This window comes from Paenibacillus ihuae (assembly GCF_001368795.1).
In the GTDB taxonomy this organism is placed as follows: Bacteria; Bacillota; Bacilli; order Paenibacillales; family Paenibacillaceae; genus Paenibacillus_AQ; species Paenibacillus_AQ ihuae.
The window spans coordinates 613294-630072 of the sequence record NZ_LN831199.1 but is presented as its reverse complement, the minus strand read 5'-3'; the positions used below and the strand labels follow the sequence as shown (position 1 = coordinate 630072).

The window sequence follows — 16779 nt, the reverse complement described above, 5'->3', positions numbered from 1 at the left end:
TATGCGGCAAGGGGTCCGGATGGGATCCTTGTTCTGCATAAAACTATATAATCAAGCTTGTTATATGAAGCTATTAGGAGGAATAAGAGATGAGCTATGAAGGAGGCAGCTATGACGTAGTGGTCATAGGCGCCGGGCATGCCGGCTGCGAAGCTGCACTGGCTGCAGCCCGGATGGGCTGCAACACTTTGATGATTACTATTAACCTGGATATGGTGGCATTCATGCCGTGTAATCCTTCGATTGGCGGTCCGGCCAAAGGACATGTAGTCCGTGAAATCGATGCGCTTGGCGGAGAAATGGGCCGTAACATCGACAAGACTTTTATTCAGCTGCGGATGCTCAATACCGGTAAAGGACCAGCAGTTCATGCCCTGCGCGCGCAGGCGGATAAATTCCTTTATCAGCATGCCATGAAAGAAACGATGGAGAAGACACCTAACCTGACGCTTCGTCAGGGAATGGTAGAGGAACTAATCGTTGAAGACGGACACTGTGCCGGTGTGATTACAAAGACTGGTACTATATACCGTAGTAAGACTGTTATTTTGACGACCGGAACTTATTTGCGCGGAAAAGTAATTATGGGTGAGCTGACTTATGAGAGCGGACCAAACAATCAGCAGCCTTCAGTACGCCTGTCGGAAAACCTGCGTGAGCTGGGCTTCGATCTGGTTCGCTTTAAGACCGGAACACCGCCGCGTGTGCATAAAGATACGATTGATTTCTCCAAGACAGAAATTCAGCCGGGTGATGATAAGCCGAAGTTCTTTTCTTTTGAAACTAAATCGTCGCAAAACGAACAACTTCCTTGCTGGCTGACCTACACTTCTCCAGTGACGCATCAGATCATTAATGACAATCTTCACCGTGCTCCAATGTTTACCGGTATTATTGAAGGAACAGGTCCGCGTTACTGCCCTTCCATTGAAGACAAGGTGGTCCGGTTTAGCGACAAGTCGCAACACCAGATTTTTCTTGAACCGGAAGGAAAAAACACTTCGGAGTACTATGTACAGGGTCTTTCCACCAGTCTGCCGGAGGATGTTCAATTAGCAGTGCTTCGCTCTATCCCGGGAATGGAAAAGGTAGAAATGATGCGTAACGGCTATGCGATTGAATATGATGCGATGGTCCCTACCCAGCTGTGGCCTTCACTCGAAACCAAGCGTCTGCCGGGACTGTTCACTGCAGGACAGATCAATGGCACATCCGGATATGAGGAAGCAGCTGGACAAGGCGTAATGGCCGGCATTAATGCTGCCCGTAAAGTGCAGGAGAAAGAACCGGTGATTCTCGATCGTTCCCAAGGTTATATTGGAGTGCTGATTGATGATCTGGTGACTAAAGGAACTAATGAGCCGTACCGTCTTCTTACATCACGGGCAGAATACCGGTTGCTGCTTCGTCATGACAATGCCGACCTGCGGTTGACGCCTATTGGCTATGAGATTGGTTTGATACCGCAGCAGCGTTATGAAGCCTTCCTTAATAAAAAGGAAACAGTCGAACGTGAAATTGTCCGGCTTAAAGAAACAAAAGTAAAACCGGTAGAAGTCAATGAAGTATTAGCAGCGTTCGAGTCTGCCGCTATTGTAGATGGCAGTAACCTGCTTACACTGATGCGCCGTCCCGAGCTTGCTTACAGCTTTGTTGATCAAATATCTCCAGCCCCTGAATTCCTTGATGAAGAGATGAAGGAGCAGGTAGAGATTCAGATTAAATATGCAGGATATATTGAGAAACAGCTGGCACATGTGGAAAAGCTGCAAAAGATGGAAAAGAAGAAAATCCCGGATGATATTAACTATAATGAGATTCATGGGCTGGCTATGGAAGCCCGGCAGAAGCTGACGAAGATTGCCCCGATATCTATCGGACAAGCTTCACGGATTGCCGGAGTCACACCGGCTGACATTTCGATTCTACTTGTGCACTTAGAGCATTACAACCGAGTAACGGCGGCGAAAGGATAATTTATGGACAGTACTTCAACACAATTCATTGCCCTTTTACAAGAGCGGGGCCTTCAGCTTACCCCCCGGCAGTTGGAGCAATTTGAGCTTTATTATCAGGAACTGGTCTCGTGGAATGAGAAGATGAACCTTACGGGAATCACTGAACGCAGTCAGGTTTATATGAAGCATTTTTACGACTCACTTTCTCTTGCCTTCTATCTAAACATGGATGATGTAAAAAGTCTGGCAGACATCGGATCAGGAGCAGGTTTTCCCGGTATTCCCTTGAAAATTTGTTTCCCGCATTTAAAGCTGACAATTGTGGATTCTTTAAGTAAAAGAATTTCGTTTCTCCAGCATGTATGTGACACCTTAGGATTAACCGGAGTAGAGCTCATTCATGGCCGGGCGGAGGATGTAGCCAGACAATTTGTTCATCGTGATGCGTATGATGTAGTAACTGCCCGTGCCGTAGCACGTTTATCACTGCTGAATGAATTTTGTCTTCCTTTCACGCGAAAAGACGGTATTTTCGCAGCGATGAAGGGTAATGATCTTGCTGAGGAATTAACCGAAGCTAAAAGAAGCCTCAAGGAATTGCGGGCTGAACTCAAGCAAGTTGAGTCATTCAGCCTGCCTGTAGAGGAATCGGCGCGGCATATCGTGATGATCCGCAAAACAGGAGCTACACCGGCCAAATATCCCCGCAAAGCAGGAATGCCTGCCAAATCACCCCTGATCTGATTGTTTCACGTGAAACAATGTAATTGAGTATAAATTAGCGTTCTATAGCATGCAAAACAACAAGCCTTTAATCCATGGAGGCTTGTTTTTTTGTGTGTTAGGGATTAATTAAATAGTTTTATGCAGATCTTAAAAAACAGGAAAAATAGGTCTTTATGGAGAATAGGATTATGAGCGGAAAAGTGATAGAATAATATAGTGATAGAATTTCAGCGATTGTCCGGATTGGAGTTTCTTCCGGATATGAGCGTTTTTTTGCCTGGGGGTTCCAGGCTGCATTGAATGCTGTACGATAAGCTTTTTTCCAGGCAAGGTCAAGAGGATCGTACTATAACGAAACTAGGTGGTTATGAACGGAATGAAAGAACAATTCACCAAGCTTTTTGGATTTACCGAGCGGAGCAGCGGAGAAGAGATCAAACAGATCCCGGTTCATGAGGTAATTAGTAGTCCTTATCAACCACGGACAATTTTTGATGATGAGAAGATAGACGAGCTATGTCAGACCATCAAAACTCACGGAGTTATTCAACCCATCGTTGTGCGAGTGCGTGATTCTTTGTATGAGATTATCGCTGGTGAACGACGTTGGCGTGCGGTTAAGAAGCTCGGCTTGGAGACCATTCCGGCTATTGTTCGTGAGTTCAATGATTCTCAGGCTGCATCAATTGCATTAATAGAAAATTTGCAGCGCGAAGGTTTGACCTCTATTGAGGAAGCTATTGCTTATCAGAAATTGATTGATCTTCATCAATTGACTCAAGAGAGCTTGGCACAGCGATTAGGGAAAAGCCAATCCACGATCGCAAATAAGATTCGCCTCCTACAGCTGCCTGAGCAAGTGAAGACGGCCCTCATGGAACGACAGATCACAGAGAGACATGCTCGTTCCTTGTTATCTCTGGACAGTGTGGAAATGCAGTTGAAAGTGCTGGCTGAGATTATTGCCAAGGGCTTGAATGTAAAGCAGACTGAAGCTCGCATTGCCTTTTACAAAGCTGTTAATCAGACCAAAAAATCAAAACGGGTTTCCTACACCAAGGACGTTCGTCTAGCGCTTAATACAATTCGTCAATCCATTGATATGGTATCAGGCTCAGGGATGGAAATAAAGACCTCGGAAAATGACCGCGGCGACCATTATGAGATTGTGATTCAGATCCCAAAACGATAAATTGTTTCAAAAGCTGAAGGCGGCCCTGAGGTGATTGGCCGCCTTTTGTATGACTACAATCGGATTATACCGGCGGATGAGCTCGTTGATAATAATACCTGTATATTTGTTTATATTTGTTGCAATAAGTGATGCCGTTTAATTCACGGTCTGCGCCGTTACAACTTCAGAAACTACAAGATGATTCTTTCTAACAATTCGAGGTGAAATAAGTGTCCAAGATTATTGCCATAGCAAATCAAAAAGGCGGCGTTGGTAAAACGACAACCTCCGTGAACCTGGGTGCCGGAATGGCTACTTTGGGGAGAAGAGTGCTTCTTGTCGATATCGATCCGCAAGGCAACACTACAAGCGGCGTTGGTGTCAACAAAGCGGATGTAGCAAATTGCATTTACGATATACTTATTAATGAGGCCAACCCTCAAGAAACAATTCTACAGACGCAGATCGAAGGGCTCGATATTATTCCGGCTACGATTCAATTGGCAGGTGCTGAAATCGAATTAGTGTCGACGATCTCCAGAGAACTGAAGCTCAAAAAAGCACTCAATGCGGTGAAAAACAATTATGATTACATCATCATCGATTGCCCGCCTTCTCTCGGCATTCTTACTATTAATTCACTCACTGCGGCAGACTCAGTCATTATACCAATCCAGTGTGAGTATTATGCGCTGGAGGGACTCAGCCAATTGCTCAATACAGTGCGGTTAGTGCAAAAAAATCTTAATACTCATCTGAAAATTGAGGGAGTACTGCTGACCATGCTTGATGCCCGGACAAATCTGGGGATTCAAGTTATTGAAGAGGTCAAAAAGTATTTCCAGGAGAAGGTATATAGAACGATTATCCCCCGTAATGTTCGTCTTAGCGAAGCTCCTTCGCATGGACAATCCATAATTACGTATGATACCCGTTCCAAAGGAGCAGAAGTGTACTTAGAGTTGGCAAAGGAAGTGATCTCTTATGAGTAAGCGTTTAGGGAAAGGTCTAGATGCATTAATTCCATCCTTGTCGATCAACGAAGATGATAAGGTTGTGGAGATACCTTTGGGTCAGTTGCGGGCTAATCCTTATCAGCCGCGCAAGGATTTCAATGAAGAAGCCATTCAAGAACTGGCTGAGTCCATAAGACAACATGGAGTCATTCAGCCGATTATTGTCCGCAGCGTGTTAAAGGGATATGAAATCATCGCCGGTGAACGCAGATTCCGGGCGTCCCAATATTGCGGAAAAGCAACAATTCCTGCTGTTGTGCGAAGTTTGAGTGATCAACAGGTGATGGAAATTGCCCTGATTGAAAACTTGCAACGTGAAAATCTGAATGCGATGGAAGTTGCTGTTGCATACCAAGGTTTAATGGATCAGTTTTCACTGACTCAGGAGGAATTATCTCTGAAGGTAGGGAAGTCGAGATCTCATATCGCTAACTTTTTGCGGCTGCTCACTTTGCCGGAAGAAGTTAAGGATTATGTTTCACGTGGAACAATTTCGATGGGTCATGCCCGGGCAATTGTGGCACTGAAAGATTCCGAGACTGTAAAACAACTGGCCGAACAATGCGTGGAACAGCAATGGAGTGTAAGGCAACTGGAAGAGGTAGTGAAGAATCTTGACCGTAAACCTACTGCTGGAGTAAAGGCTAAAATTGTTAAACGTGATCCGTACATTGATAATGTAGAGGAAGGGTTGCGTGAAAGATTTAAAACCACGGTAAAAATTAAGCAAGGCAAGGAAAAAGGGAAGATCGAAATCAACTATTACAGCGCCCAAGACTTGGAAAGACTGCTTGAACTATTGGGGAACTGATTTGAATATCTTTGCCCGAAAACATATCCTGAGGTATCCTTAACACGGATATGGAGGGGTATGTTTTTTAAACTCGAAAAGTGAGGTTAGAGAATGGAGCCACTGGTATATCTGGATCATGCGGCAACATCCTGGCCTAAGCCGCCAGAGGTGGCTGTGGCGATGATGGAAGCACTGGAACACTCGGGGGCTAATGCCGGGCGCGGCAACCACTCGCTGGCTATAGGGACAGGCAGGGTGCTTGTGAGAGCGCGCGCCTTGCTGGCTGAACTGTTTGCAATATCAAATGCCCAGGATATTGCCTTTACCCACAATACAACGATGGGGCTAAATATGGCCATTAAGGGTACACTTCAACCAGGGCATCATGTAATATCGACGATGACTGAGCATAATTCTGTACGCAGGCCACTAGAATATTTGCGCCGGACAATGGGGGTAGAGGTTGATTATTTGCGGGTCGATAAAGAGGGGCAAATCAATCTGCAGGAATTGAATAGGCTCTTCAAAACTAATACTAAAATGGTGATCTGCAATCATAGCTCGAATCTGCTTGGCAGTATACTCCCGATTGGTGACATAGGCGATATCTCCAAATCTAAGGGTGCTGTTTTTCTGGTCGATGCAGCCCAAAGTGCTGGTTCACTGGATATCAATGTGAAAGAGATGAACATTGATTTGCTTGCTTTTCCGGGACATAAGGGTCTGCTCGGTCCACAAGGGACAGGAGGACTCTATATTTCTCCAGAGCTTGATCTGGAACCTTTGATGCTCGGGGGAACCGGCAGCCAATCCGAAAACAGCGAACAACCGGCGGTACGCCCGGACCGCTATGAGGCAGGAACACAGAATGCAGTGGGCATAGCCGGACTGCTCGCTGGTGTAAAAATCATTAAATCGCTGGGCACACAAAACATCCATCATCAAGAATGGATATTAACGCAGAAAATGATGGAGGGATTGTCTGCAATTCCTGGTATAAGGCTGCTTGGTCCTACGATCGGCGCTCCAAGGAGCGGAATTGTTTCTTTTACAATCGAGGGACAGGAATCTGCAGATATTGCACATCGGCTGGACCGGGGATACAACATAGCTGTACGGGCTGGAATGCATTGCACGCCATTAGCTCATCAAGCCGTTGAGACGCTGGAGAGTGGAGCTGTGCGGGCAAGTGTAGGTGTAAGCTCGACAGAACAAGATATTAACAGATTGCTGGATGCCATGGCAGAGTTATATGGCCTTCACTCCAGCAGATAAATACAAAAGGATGGTCCATATATGTCAGAGCTGAATCAAATAATTAGTGAACAGTTATCATTAGTTGTATTTGCTGCTGCTGTTATTCTGTTGGTGCTGGTAATTATCCAGATCATTCAGGGCAGCAAGCTGCGTAAAATGCGGCGCAAATATGAAGCGATGATGAGCGGGAACGGTGTCGAGGATCTGGAAAGCCTGCTGATTGATCTAAAGAATCAGAGTGAAATGCTTGAAGAAGGCCAGCGTGAACACAAGGCGTTAATTGAAGCAGCACAGACTAAAATGCGCGGTATGAAATCAAAAGTTGCGATGAAGCGGTATAACGCATTTGGTGAACGCGGAAATGACTTAAGCTTTTCAATGGCAATAATTGATGACAGCAGCAGTGGTGTGGTATTAACGAGCCTGCACAACCGCGAGAATTCTTATATATACTCCAAACCGCTGGAAGGCGGAACTTCCCAGTACCCGCTCTCACCGGAGGAGAAGGATGTTATTGCTCTAGCGCTGCAGCAGATTTAGCATGAAGCTTCCATTGTTTTAATGCGGAATAGAGGCTGACGGCAATAATGTCAGATAGACGCATGACAAGACTCAGCCGGGTATTCTGCAATACAAAATACTCCATAAATCCGCCGACATTGACAATACCGGTCAGGTGGATATCACCGACTGGAGGCAGCTGTTTATTCACGCCAGCTCCGGGGCGCAGCGGGCCATCCACGACCTGGATGCAGCCGACACTGGCGGAATGCCCCAGACAGGCATCAATACCAATGATAAAGGGATCACTATATTTATTGTGAATTAGAGTCAAAGTCTCTTCGAGATTCACGGCGTGTACAGGCTCGTCCAGTGTTCCGTAAAGATGGAATAAGGGACTGTGAAAGCGGGCTAGCGCCGTACCGACCAATGGGCCAAGGGAGTCGCCGGTAGAGCGGTCCGTACCTACACAGACGATCACAATTGGAGTATCCGGACGGGTACGTGACAAGTGGAAAAGCAAACGGTGCATGATCGCCGAGTAGATGTTAGGATCAGCATGTGATATTTTTAAACAAGACGGCTCTGGCAGCGGGACAGCTTGAGAAGAGAAATTCATATAATCTTCCTTTCTGCGGCGGAACTTCTACGAATATACCAGCAGTCTGCCATTCCATTTCCATAGATTGCTGATAGCTTAAGCCATCTGTCCGCGGGGAGAATGTTAGTTAATGATCCTAGTATATGGATGAAAGAGGGATTTTATACTACAGGTGCAAGAGATAGGACCTTAAGACCAGAGGGAGGCGTAGACATGGAGGAAGAGCTGCTGATTGCATTTGATTCTACGCAGCAGGCGCTGCGCGCTGAAATGCTGCTTGAATATGCGGAAATCGAAATCGATATCTTCCCGACTCCCAAAGAAATTACCGCAGGGTGCGCGATGTCGATCCAATTTTTTAAAGCTGATCTTGTTGGAGTCCGCACGCTGATTGCCGAACAGAATGTTGAAATCCGCGGAATATTCAGTAAGAATGGAGAGGGCAACGGCTACATAGAGGTAGAGGAGTAAGGAGGGATCATATGAATAGATGGCTACTCGAGGCGACAACGCCTGATGCTGTAGAGCAGGTGGTCCACTTCAAGGATGAGGTATGGAGATGGGTTACTGATGCAAATATGTGGGTTAACGTGCTGTTTTCAGGCCTGCGGATTTTATTAATCATTGTTCTGACCCGGGTTATTATTAAGGTTGTGTACCAAATCATTGACCGCTCGATGGAACGGGAAACCAGGGGGAGATTACTGGCAAACAGCCGCCGTTTTTCTACCGTAGGCGGGCTTCTGAAAAATGTGGTTACGGTCATCTGTAATTTTGTCATGATTATGCTGATTCTGTCTGAATTCAATTTCAATCTTGGGCCGCTGCTGGCCGGAGCCGGTGTTGTTGGTCTGGCTATCGGTTTCGGAGCGCAGAGTTTGGTCAAGGATGTAATTACCGGCTTCTTTATTATTTTTGAGGATCAGTTCGCGGTAGGCGATGTGATTCAGACGGGAACCTATAAAGGAACTGTAGAAATGATCGGTCTTAGAACGACCAGACTGCTCAGCACTACAGGCGAGGTTCACATTATCCCGAACGGTACAATCATCAACGTAACCAACTATTCACTGGCGAATGCCTTGGCGGTGGTGGATGTGCCTGTGAAGATTGAGCGGGGACTTGAAACCACACTTGCTCTGATCGGCGAAGCGTTACAGGGGATTGAAGAGCGGAATGAGAGTATACTGGCCTATCCGAATATTCTGGGGATTCAATCCATGAATACCTCAGAATACGTAATTCGTGTAGCGGCCAATTGCCAGCCCAATGCCAGAGACGCAGCGCAGCGGCAGATCCAAAGCGATATTAAGCAAGCACTGGAGAAGCAGACGGCACTGGAAGAAGCGGAGGCTGAGCGGAAGGCCCGTGAGCATGAAGTGCAGGCCGAAGAGGCGGCAGGTGATGTACCACGAAGACAGGTCGCTGCTGCTCAAGAGGGAGAAAAGGGGGAGAACTGATGGAACGGAAGGTTTTTCAATTAGGGGATATTGTTCTGATGAAGAAGCCCCATCCCTGCGGAACCAATGAGATGGAGATCATCCGGATGGGGATGGATATTCGGATAAAATGCGTCGGCTGCCAGCACAGTGTTTTAATTCCCCGCGCCAAATTCGAGAAAAACCTGAAAAAGGTGCTGCGTTCAAAAGAAGAAGGCTTACAGAATAATTAAGCTTGCAAAACTGCAGATGACATGATACAATAAATCTTGCTGCGGAGAGGTACCCAAGTGGCCCAAGGGGGCTGACTCGAAATCAGTTAGGCGTGTCACAGCGTGCGTGGGTTCGAATCCCACCCTCTCCGCCACTACAGCAATTACTACTAATACCATTGATAATTAGAACCTTCGCTGCTGCGGAGGTTTTTTTGTTTGCTTGACTTGAAATATCCTCATAACTGCACAACAAAAAGAGAGATCCTTGCGGATCTCTCTCCAGAGGCAGTACATCAATGATGTTCGGAATTTCTCTGTTTATAGCCGCTAAAGTGATTGGGTATTGCAAAAGCTGATACCTTTTTTAAGGGCCAGCCTTACTGTTCCCGGGTTACAATAGTTGCTGAATCAGAATCCCAGTGATTGTGTTCGTCTACGACGTCCAACGGAACCACACCTCTCTTTTGTACTGCCTGAGTTTATTATGGGCCGAAACCCGGGTCCTTATACATGTGATATGAAAAAATTAATGGACCCGGGCTTTTTCAACCTTTTTCCACTTGCGGTCCTTGTTTGTAGTCTCAGGAAAGGTATCTCCCTTTTCCATTGTGATGCGTTTTGGATTTGTGATTTGGGTGTGGAAGCTGCGGGCTTCGCCTACTTCTGTATAGACTCCCGGGTTTGGAGCTTTGTCGCCTTTTTCATATTCAGTTTGTTCACCCATGATGATCCCTCCTCAGATGATGTGGTAATGCGGTTATATTGTGCGCCGGCCGGGCGCTGTTCATGTAGCCCATAAGCTCCCATGATCTGCCGAGGATTATTAGTACTTGCAATCAGCAGAACTATTTGGTATATTAATTTGGTGCGAGTCTATGTTTGTGCTCGTTCCTTGCTCCTGACGTGATCAGGGGCCGCAGACCATAAGGAGGTGAAAATTATGCGCAAATATGAAGTCATGTACATTATTCGTCCTGACATTGAACAAGAAGCCGTTCAAGCAGCAGTCGAAAAATTCCAAGGCGTCATCTCCAACGGCGGAGAAATTACAAAGCACGATGTGCAAGGTAAACGCCGTCTTGCGTATGAGATCAAGAAATTCCGTGATGGCGTTTATGTTTTGGTTAACTTTACTGCAGAACCTGCAGTAGTTACTGAACTCGAGCGTCTCATGAAGATTTCCGACGAAGTTATTCGTTATCTCATTACGAACGACGTTGCCTAAGATCTTGACAAGCTTTGTAACGAATCGCTTAAAAGGAGGGGATTGAATTGTTGAACCGTATCATTCTGATCGGTCGGTTGACCCGTGACCCGGAACTTCGTTATACTCCCGCTGGTGTTGCCGTAACGCAGTTTACGCTTGCCGTAGACCGCAACTTTACGGGCCAGAACGGTGAACGCGAAGCGGACTTCATCCCGGTAGTAACCTGGAGACAGCTGGCTGAGACCTGTGCCAATTACTTGCGCAAAGGGCGTCTGGCAGCCGTAGAAGGCCGCATCCAAGTACGGAATTACGAGAATAACGAAGGTAAACGTGTATACGTTACTGAAGTTATTGCCGATAATGTCCGTTTCCTGGAATCCTCGCAGAATCGTGAAGGTGGCAATGCGCCAAGTGGCGGAAATGTACCCGAAGAACCATCCTATGGTGGCGGCGGTAACAGTGGACGCGGAAATAACAACAATTTCTCGCGCAGCAACAATAATCAAGATCCTTTTTCGGGCGATGGAAAACCGATCGATATATCGGACGATGATTTGCCATTTTAATAAGGAAGGACTGAACTGAACATGGCTTTCAAACAAAGAGAAGGCGGAGACAACGACAAAAGACCGGCACGTCGTGGTGGACGCAACAAGCGCAAAAAAGTGTGCTACTTCACTGTGAACAAGATTACTCACATTGATTACAAAGACACTGAGCTTCTTAAGAAGTTCATCAGCGAACGCGGAAAGATTTTGCCGCGTCGTGTAACTGGTACAAGTGCAAAATACCAACGCGCTCTGACCATTGCTGTAAAACGCTCGCGTCAAATCGCGCTGCTGCCTTACACAACGGAATAGGACGTTTTATGAAGCAGCCGGGAAACCGGCTGCTTTTTTGTTATGTCTGCAGAGGAGTAGAGTGAGCCTGTTCAAGGCTTGGTAACCAGCGCCGCCATTGTATATAATAAGAAGAAGTGACGGCTGGTAGCTGTCCAATTATAAGGCCGGAGGAATAACGATGATCAGTGCAAGCCCCTATGTAATTATTGAGAATGTACGTGAATCAGTGGCGTATTACCAAAGCGTATTCGGCGGTGAAATCAAGGTACTGAATGAGCATAACGGCAAGCTGCTGCATGCCGATCTGGTGCTCGGATCCAGCCTGATCCATTTCTCTGATGATTATGGCCGGGGTGCCAAAACAGAGAATGTCAGCATTATTATGGCACTGGAGAGCGAGGAAGAGCTACGCAGCATCTACGGGAAGCTGGTGGAGGATGGCGGAAAAGTCCAGGTTGAGCTGCAAAAGACCTTTTTTGGGGCCCTGCATGCACAAGTTGCTGACAGCAGGAATGGAATCACATGGGTGTTCAATTTCTTCACTGGGAATTGACTCTCTTAGCAGAATGTAGTAAATTACAGGTATCCTATAACTAAAGGGGAAATTTTGATGTTGGTGAGCGTTCTTAACTAAGCAATTTCATATCACTTCAGGATAAGTAACAGCAGGACTCGTTTTTACCGGAGGCTTGCTCTGTTTGAGTATGTGTAATCATACTGAGCTTATCGCAGAGTGGATGATTAGTTAAGAACACGCGAAGCGTCAACATGGCCTCTTTACGGCTATTGTTCTCTTTGTGATCAACCGTGCTCTTGAGCACGGTTTTTTCTGTTTTCCGGGCATGATTTTTTGTTGTGAAGCCGGAGGTCAGCACATAAAGGGGACAATTCCATTTAAATGAGGGCAAGGACTGCATAGTGCAGTCTTTGCCCTTTTTTGCGTTAGGAACAAATACCGATGACAGTTGAAGAATAGAGGAGGAATACCAGTGAATTTGGAAAGTCTAAACACACTCGGGTATGAAGACATTAAAAAGGATGTAGCACGGCATGCTGTATCTTATGAAGGCCGGAGAATGGTGAGTGAAATGAGTCCGATGACATATCTGCCGGCTATACACCGGGCAATGGATGAAACAGAAGAGGCCAAGGAGCTGCTGGAGCGCGGGGCAAGTGTTCCACTGCCATCATTAGAGGGCATCGAATGGATCATGTCTCTGATGGGCACCGGGTATCTCTACAATGAGCAGGATTTCACGGCCATCATTACTTTTCTGAATAGCTGCAGTCAGCTGCGCAAGTATATGGCTTCCAAAGAGCAGATTGCCCCGCGTATTGCTGCTTATGGAGCGTCGCTGCTGGAGCTGAATCAGGTAAGGGAAGAGATTGAGCGCTGTATCCGCTTCGGGGTAATCGAGACCCAAGCAAGCAAGGGACTGGAGCGGGTGCGGAAGAAGCTGGCAGTGGCTAAGGAACGGCTGCAAAGAAAGCTGGAGAGCATTATGTCCCGGCACCAGCCGATCCTTCAGGAGAACCTGGTCAGCATGCGCGGCGGCCGGTATGTCATCCCTGTGAAACGGGAGTATCACAAGCAGGTGAAGGGAGCTGTGCTGGACCAGTCCACCAGCGGGCAGACGGTGTTCGTGGAGCCTTATGAGGTAGCCGCCCTGCAGAGCGAGCTTGAGCTGCTGGCAGCGGATGAAGCCAGGGAAGAGGGCATTATCCTGAGTATGCTGAGCGGCCTTGTAGAGCAAGAGCAGGAGGCGCTGCGTATTAATATTGAAGTAACAGGCACCTATGACTTCATCTTTGCCAAGGCTAAATACGCCAGGACTCTCGGGGCGAGGAAGGTGGCCTTAAATGAGCGGGGATTCTTACGGATGAACGGCGGCAGACATCCCGAACTGAAGGATATGGTACCTGTAAGCCTGGAGTTCGGCGCGGGCTACAAATCACTGATTGTTACCGGCCCTAATACCGGCGGGAAAACAGTTGTCCTCAAGACGCTGGGCCTCCTGACTGCGATGGTGCAGTCCGGGCTGCTGGTTCCCGTGGAGGAGAACAGCGATTTTACAGTATTCTCAGATATGATCAGTGTGATTGGTGACGGACAGAGCCTTACACAGTCTCTAAGCACCTTCTCGGCCCAAATGAAAAGTATAGAAGGCATGCTGCGCTACGCTGGCAGAGGCGTGCTGCTGCTGATTGATGAGCTGGCGGCGGGGACAGACCCAGGAGAGGGCTTTGCACTCTCCATTGCTATTCTGGAGGAGTTGAACCGGCGTGGGGCCAATATTATCGTTACCACGCATTTTAGCGAGTTAAAAGTATTCGCAGCGTCTACCCCGGGTTTCGAAAATGCGCGGATGGAGTTTGATAAGGATACACTGCAGCCATTGTACAGGTTGACCATCGGCGAGGCTGGAGAGAGTTACGCGCTGCAAATTGCCGAGAAGCTGGGCATTCCTGTAGAGGTTATCCGGCGTTCACACCAGCTGGTGGTACAGCAGCGGGAGCAGCAGGGGCCGGGGATGGCGGCAGGCAGAGGGAAGGGCATAAGAGCACATCCCAAGCATGAGCTGCGCAGAAATTCCGAAGAAGATAAGCCAGCCCGGGTAGAGGATGAGGCGGATTCGGCAAAAGACAACAAAAAACCGACATCCGGCTTTGAAATTGGCGATGCCGTTTACGTCAGCTCGCTTAACCGGACAGGGATCGTCTATGCAAAACAAGACAGTATGGGCATAGTGGGTGTAATGATCCAGAAGGAAAAAATGCGCTTCAACCATAAACGGCTAAAACCCTACTTGTCTAAGGATGAGCTGTACCCGGAGGACTACGATTTCGATATTATTTTCGAGACCAAGGAAGACCGGAAAAAGCGCAAACTGATGCGAAAACGGCATGTCGAGGGTTTAAGCATCATCCACACAGACGAAGAGGATTGAACGGAGATTTATAGCTGCAGGTCTGCCCGGTGGGCAGGCCTTTTTGACCGGGGGAATACCCTCCCATATACAGCATCCATTTATTGGGCTTCACATCTGCACGATTATTGGTTATCCTCAATATTGTAGTTTGTTAAATTCATGATTTAAAAATTTACGCATTATATGATATATATAGCTTATTACGGAATTAGATGAGAGTAATAAAAACCATTTTTAATAAAATAAATATCGGAAAACGCTTTCACTTAACTGCGGGTACAGAAGAAAGGAAGGACTTCATGCTTAAATTCAAGATCAGCGGACTTCTGCTGGTAATGACAATTATTCTGTCGGCATGTAATGGCGCTGGTTCAGGCGGAGATTCCTACCCGGTACGCTACAGCAAGGCGGAGGATAAAGCCATCTCAGGCGGTACCGTTACCTATGCATATACTGCTCCTTTCCAGGGCCTGTTTGATCCGGCGTTTTTTGAGGGCGAAGATGATTCTAATGTGCTTGATTTCATTACCGAGGCTATGTTTACTGTGAAGGATGATTTGAGTACCGTTCCTAATATCGCTTCCTGGAAGGAATCCGATGATCATACCGTATTTACCTTTAACATCAGACCGGGGGTCCGCTGGCATAATGGCGATGAATTGACGGTTGAAGACTGGAAGTTTGCGCTGGAGACGATCGCAAGCCCTGATTATACAGGCTCCAGGTATTATAGTGTGGAAATGATAAAGGGTGTGGAAGCCTACCATCGCGGAGAAACAGATCAGCTAAGCGGTGTAAAGGTTATAGACCCGTATACGCTCAGGATTACCGTAAATTCGGCACGGGTGAACACCATCGACAACTTGTGGCCGTATCCGATGAATAAGAAATATTTTAGCGGAGTAGCTGTTAAAGATATGGCCGACAGTGATCAGGTACGCAAAAGGCCGATCGGCATTGGACCCTTTGAGGTGAAGGAGATTCAGCCTGGCCAGCTTGTCCGGATGCAGCGGTTTGATAATTATTATAAGGGCAAGGCTTTATTAGATGGCATTAACTATAAGGTAGTAAAGGAGAGTGAAATTACCGGGCTTTTGGAAACGGGCGGCATTGATATTGGTACGGCACCGCGGGAGACCTTTGCTGCACTTAAAGAGCTCGATAACATATCCCTCATGCAATCTCCGGAACTGTCTTACGAATACATAGGCTTTAAATTCGGCCATTGGGATGAAGCTGCACAGCGGAATGTGATGGACAACCCCAAATTCACCGACAAACGGCTGCGCAAAGCAATGTATTACGCCCTGGACCGGGAAGGGATTATTAACCAATACTCTTATGGACTGGGCAAGCTGATTGAGACACCGATTCCAAGCTCCAGCTGGGCCAAGATTGCCGATGCTGAAATTGATACGTATCCATACAGCCCGGAGAAGGCGGAGGTTCTGCTTGATAAAGCGGGTTATCTCGATGTAGACGGCGATGGAATGCGTGAGGATCCGAAGGGCCAGAAGCTGGTTATTCATTATGATGCTATGAGCGGCAGCAGTACGACTGAAGAGCGGACACAGGCTATTTTACAGAATTGGCGGGATGTTGGGTTAGATGTGCGGCTGAATGGCGGGGCACTTAAGGAGCTCAATCTTTTTTATGAGGCAGTGGAAAAGGATGACCCTACTGTTGAATTGTTCAACGGAGTATGGGGGCTGGCAAGCGATCCTGATCCTTCGGGACTCTGGCGGGCAACCGATTTGTGGAACTACTCCCGCTGGTCCTCGGAGCAGAGCGAAGAGCTGATTCGTGAAGGAGTAGGGAACAAAGCTTATGATAGGGAATACCGGAAGCAGATCTATTATGAATGGCAGAAGCTGATTAATGAGGAAGTGCCTATGATCTTTTTTGCAGAGCGGGTGAATATTACTGCTGTAAACAAGCGCCTGCAGGGTGTGCATGTCGATTCCATGAGCAATATTATTGAGCCGGACAAATGGTGGATTAAGGAAATGGACTAAACAGCAACAGAACCACAGGGCCCCCGTGATGATATACACATCGGGCTTGCCGGTTCTGTTTTTTTTGCCGGAATAAAACAAATCGCAATTTTGAGCGTCATATAC

At 47.1% G+C, this 16779-nt stretch carries 18 protein-coding genes and 1 tRNA gene; 17 read left to right on the top strand and 2 right to left on the bottom strand.

What is annotated here, in order from left to right; all coding sequences use genetic code 11:
* The first annotated feature begins 89 nt into the window (after nucleotides 1-89).
* From mnmG to AQR02_RS22490, 7 genes are all read left to right on the top strand, one after another.
* On the top strand, nucleotides 90-1976 hold the full coding sequence (gene mnmG, locus AQR02_RS22520; protein WP_054942648.1) for a tRNA uridine-5-carboxymethylaminomethyl(34) synthesis enzyme MnmG: 1887 nt from the start codon (nucleotides 90-92) through the stop codon (nucleotides 1974-1976).
* 3 nt (nucleotides 1977-1979) lie between these two features.
* On the top strand, nucleotides 1980-2702 hold the full coding sequence (gene rsmG / locus AQR02_RS22515; protein WP_054942647.1) for a 16S rRNA (guanine(527)-N(7))-methyltransferase RsmG: 723 nt from the start codon (nucleotides 1980-1982) through the stop codon (nucleotides 2700-2702).
* Nucleotides 2703-3060: 358 nt separating this feature from the next.
* Complete coding sequence (gene noc / locus AQR02_RS22510; RefSeq protein ID WP_054942646.1) at nucleotides 3061-3876, top strand: nucleoid occlusion protein; 816 nt, start codon at nucleotides 3061-3063, stop codon at nucleotides 3874-3876.
* 212 nt (nucleotides 3877-4088) lie between these two features.
* Nucleotides 4089-4850, top strand: a complete 762-nt coding sequence (locus AQR02_RS22505; protein ID WP_054942645.1) for a ParA family protein — start codon at nucleotides 4089-4091, stop codon at nucleotides 4848-4850.
* A complete protein-coding gene (locus AQR02_RS22500) occupies nucleotides 4843-5685 on the top strand; it encodes a ParB/RepB/Spo0J family partition protein (RefSeq protein ID WP_054942644.1) in 843 nt (280 codons plus the stop codon). Before AQR02_RS22505 ends, AQR02_RS22500 begins: the two co-directional genes overlap by 8 nt.
* 93 nt (nucleotides 5686-5778) lie before the next feature.
* The gene (locus AQR02_RS22495) at nucleotides 5779-6942 is read left to right on the top strand and encodes an aminotransferase class V-fold PLP-dependent enzyme (protein ID WP_054942643.1); all 1164 of its coding nucleotides are present in this window, start codon (nucleotides 5779-5781) and stop codon (nucleotides 6940-6942) included.
* A gap of 21 nt (nucleotides 6943-6963) precedes the next feature.
* On the top strand, nucleotides 6964-7464 hold the full coding sequence (locus AQR02_RS22490) for a DUF4446 family protein (protein WP_054942642.1): 501 nt from the start codon (nucleotides 6964-6966) through the stop codon (nucleotides 7462-7464).
* Here the strand turns inward: AQR02_RS22490 and yyaC are convergent.
* Nucleotides 7436-8044 (bottom strand): spore protease YyaC, encoded by a 609-nt coding sequence (yyaC, locus tag AQR02_RS22485; protein ID WP_054942641.1) that lies wholly within the window; start codon nucleotides 8042-8044, stop codon nucleotides 7436-7438. The genes AQR02_RS22490 and yyaC overlap by 29 nt on opposite strands.
* Nucleotides 8045-8239: 195 nt before the next feature.
* Between yyaC and AQR02_RS22480 the strand changes: the two genes are divergently transcribed.
* The 4 genes from AQR02_RS22480 to AQR02_RS22465 all read left to right on the top strand — a co-directional run bounded on the left by AQR02_RS22480 (nucleotide 8240) and on the right by AQR02_RS22465 (nucleotide 9832).
* Nucleotides 8240-8497, top strand: a complete 258-nt coding sequence (locus tag AQR02_RS22480; protein ID WP_054942640.1) for a putative Se/S carrier protein — start codon at nucleotides 8240-8242, stop codon at nucleotides 8495-8497.
* An 11-nt stretch (nucleotides 8498-8508) separates the two neighbouring features.
* Nucleotides 8509-9486 (top strand): mechanosensitive ion channel family protein, encoded by a 978-nt coding sequence (locus AQR02_RS22475; protein ID WP_054942639.1) that lies wholly within the window; start codon nucleotides 8509-8511, stop codon nucleotides 9484-9486.
* Complete coding sequence (locus tag AQR02_RS22470; RefSeq protein ID WP_054942638.1) at nucleotides 9486-9698, top strand: DUF951 domain-containing protein; 213 nt, start codon at nucleotides 9486-9488, stop codon at nucleotides 9696-9698. The genes AQR02_RS22475 and AQR02_RS22470 overlap by 1 nt, the downstream gene beginning before the upstream one ends.
* Nucleotides 9699-9741: 43 nt before the next feature.
* Nucleotides 9742-9832: transfer RNA gene (locus tag AQR02_RS22465), tRNA-Ser, on the top strand.
* 374 nt (nucleotides 9833-10206) lie between these two features.
* Here the strand turns inward: AQR02_RS22465 and AQR02_RS22460 are convergent.
* Entirely contained in the window at nucleotides 10207-10404 is a 198-nt protein-coding gene (locus AQR02_RS22460; protein WP_054942637.1) for a YjzC family protein, read from the bottom strand.
* A 216-nt stretch (nucleotides 10405-10620) separates the two neighbouring features.
* Between AQR02_RS22460 and rpsF the strand changes: the two genes are divergently transcribed.
* The 6 genes from rpsF (at nucleotide 10621) to opp4A (ending at nucleotide 16674) form a co-directional block, all read left to right on the top strand.
* Entirely contained in the window at nucleotides 10621-10905 is a 285-nt protein-coding gene (gene rpsF, locus AQR02_RS22455) for a 30S ribosomal protein S6 (protein ID WP_054942636.1), read from the top strand.
* 47 nt (nucleotides 10906-10952) lie between these two features.
* Nucleotides 10953-11453 carry a single-stranded DNA-binding protein gene (gene ssb / locus AQR02_RS22450; protein ID WP_054942635.1) on the top strand — a complete coding sequence of 167 codons (501 nt, stop codon included), beginning with the start codon at nucleotides 10953-10955 and terminating at the stop codon, nucleotides 11451-11453.
* Between the two features lie 21 nt (nucleotides 11454-11474).
* Nucleotides 11475-11747, top strand: a complete 273-nt coding sequence (gene rpsR / locus AQR02_RS22445) for a 30S ribosomal protein S18 (RefSeq protein WP_019914552.1) — start codon at nucleotides 11475-11477, stop codon at nucleotides 11745-11747.
* A gap of 160 nt (nucleotides 11748-11907) precedes the next feature.
* Nucleotides 11908-12282: a VOC family protein gene (locus AQR02_RS22440; RefSeq protein ID WP_054942634.1), complete on the top strand. Its 375-nt coding sequence runs from the start codon at nucleotides 11908-11910 to the stop codon at nucleotides 12280-12282.
* Nucleotides 12283-12718: 436 nt separating this feature from the next.
* Nucleotides 12719-14677 carry an endonuclease MutS2 gene (locus tag AQR02_RS22435; protein ID WP_054942633.1) on the top strand — a complete coding sequence of 653 codons (1959 nt, stop codon included), beginning with the start codon at nucleotides 12719-12721 and terminating at the stop codon, nucleotides 14675-14677.
* A 281-nt stretch (nucleotides 14678-14958) separates the two neighbouring features.
* Nucleotides 14959-16674: an oligopeptide ABC transporter substrate-binding protein gene (gene opp4A / locus AQR02_RS22430; RefSeq protein WP_054942632.1), complete on the top strand. Its 1716-nt coding sequence runs from the start codon at nucleotides 14959-14961 to the stop codon at nucleotides 16672-16674.
* Nucleotides 16675-16779: the final 105 nt, after the last annotated feature.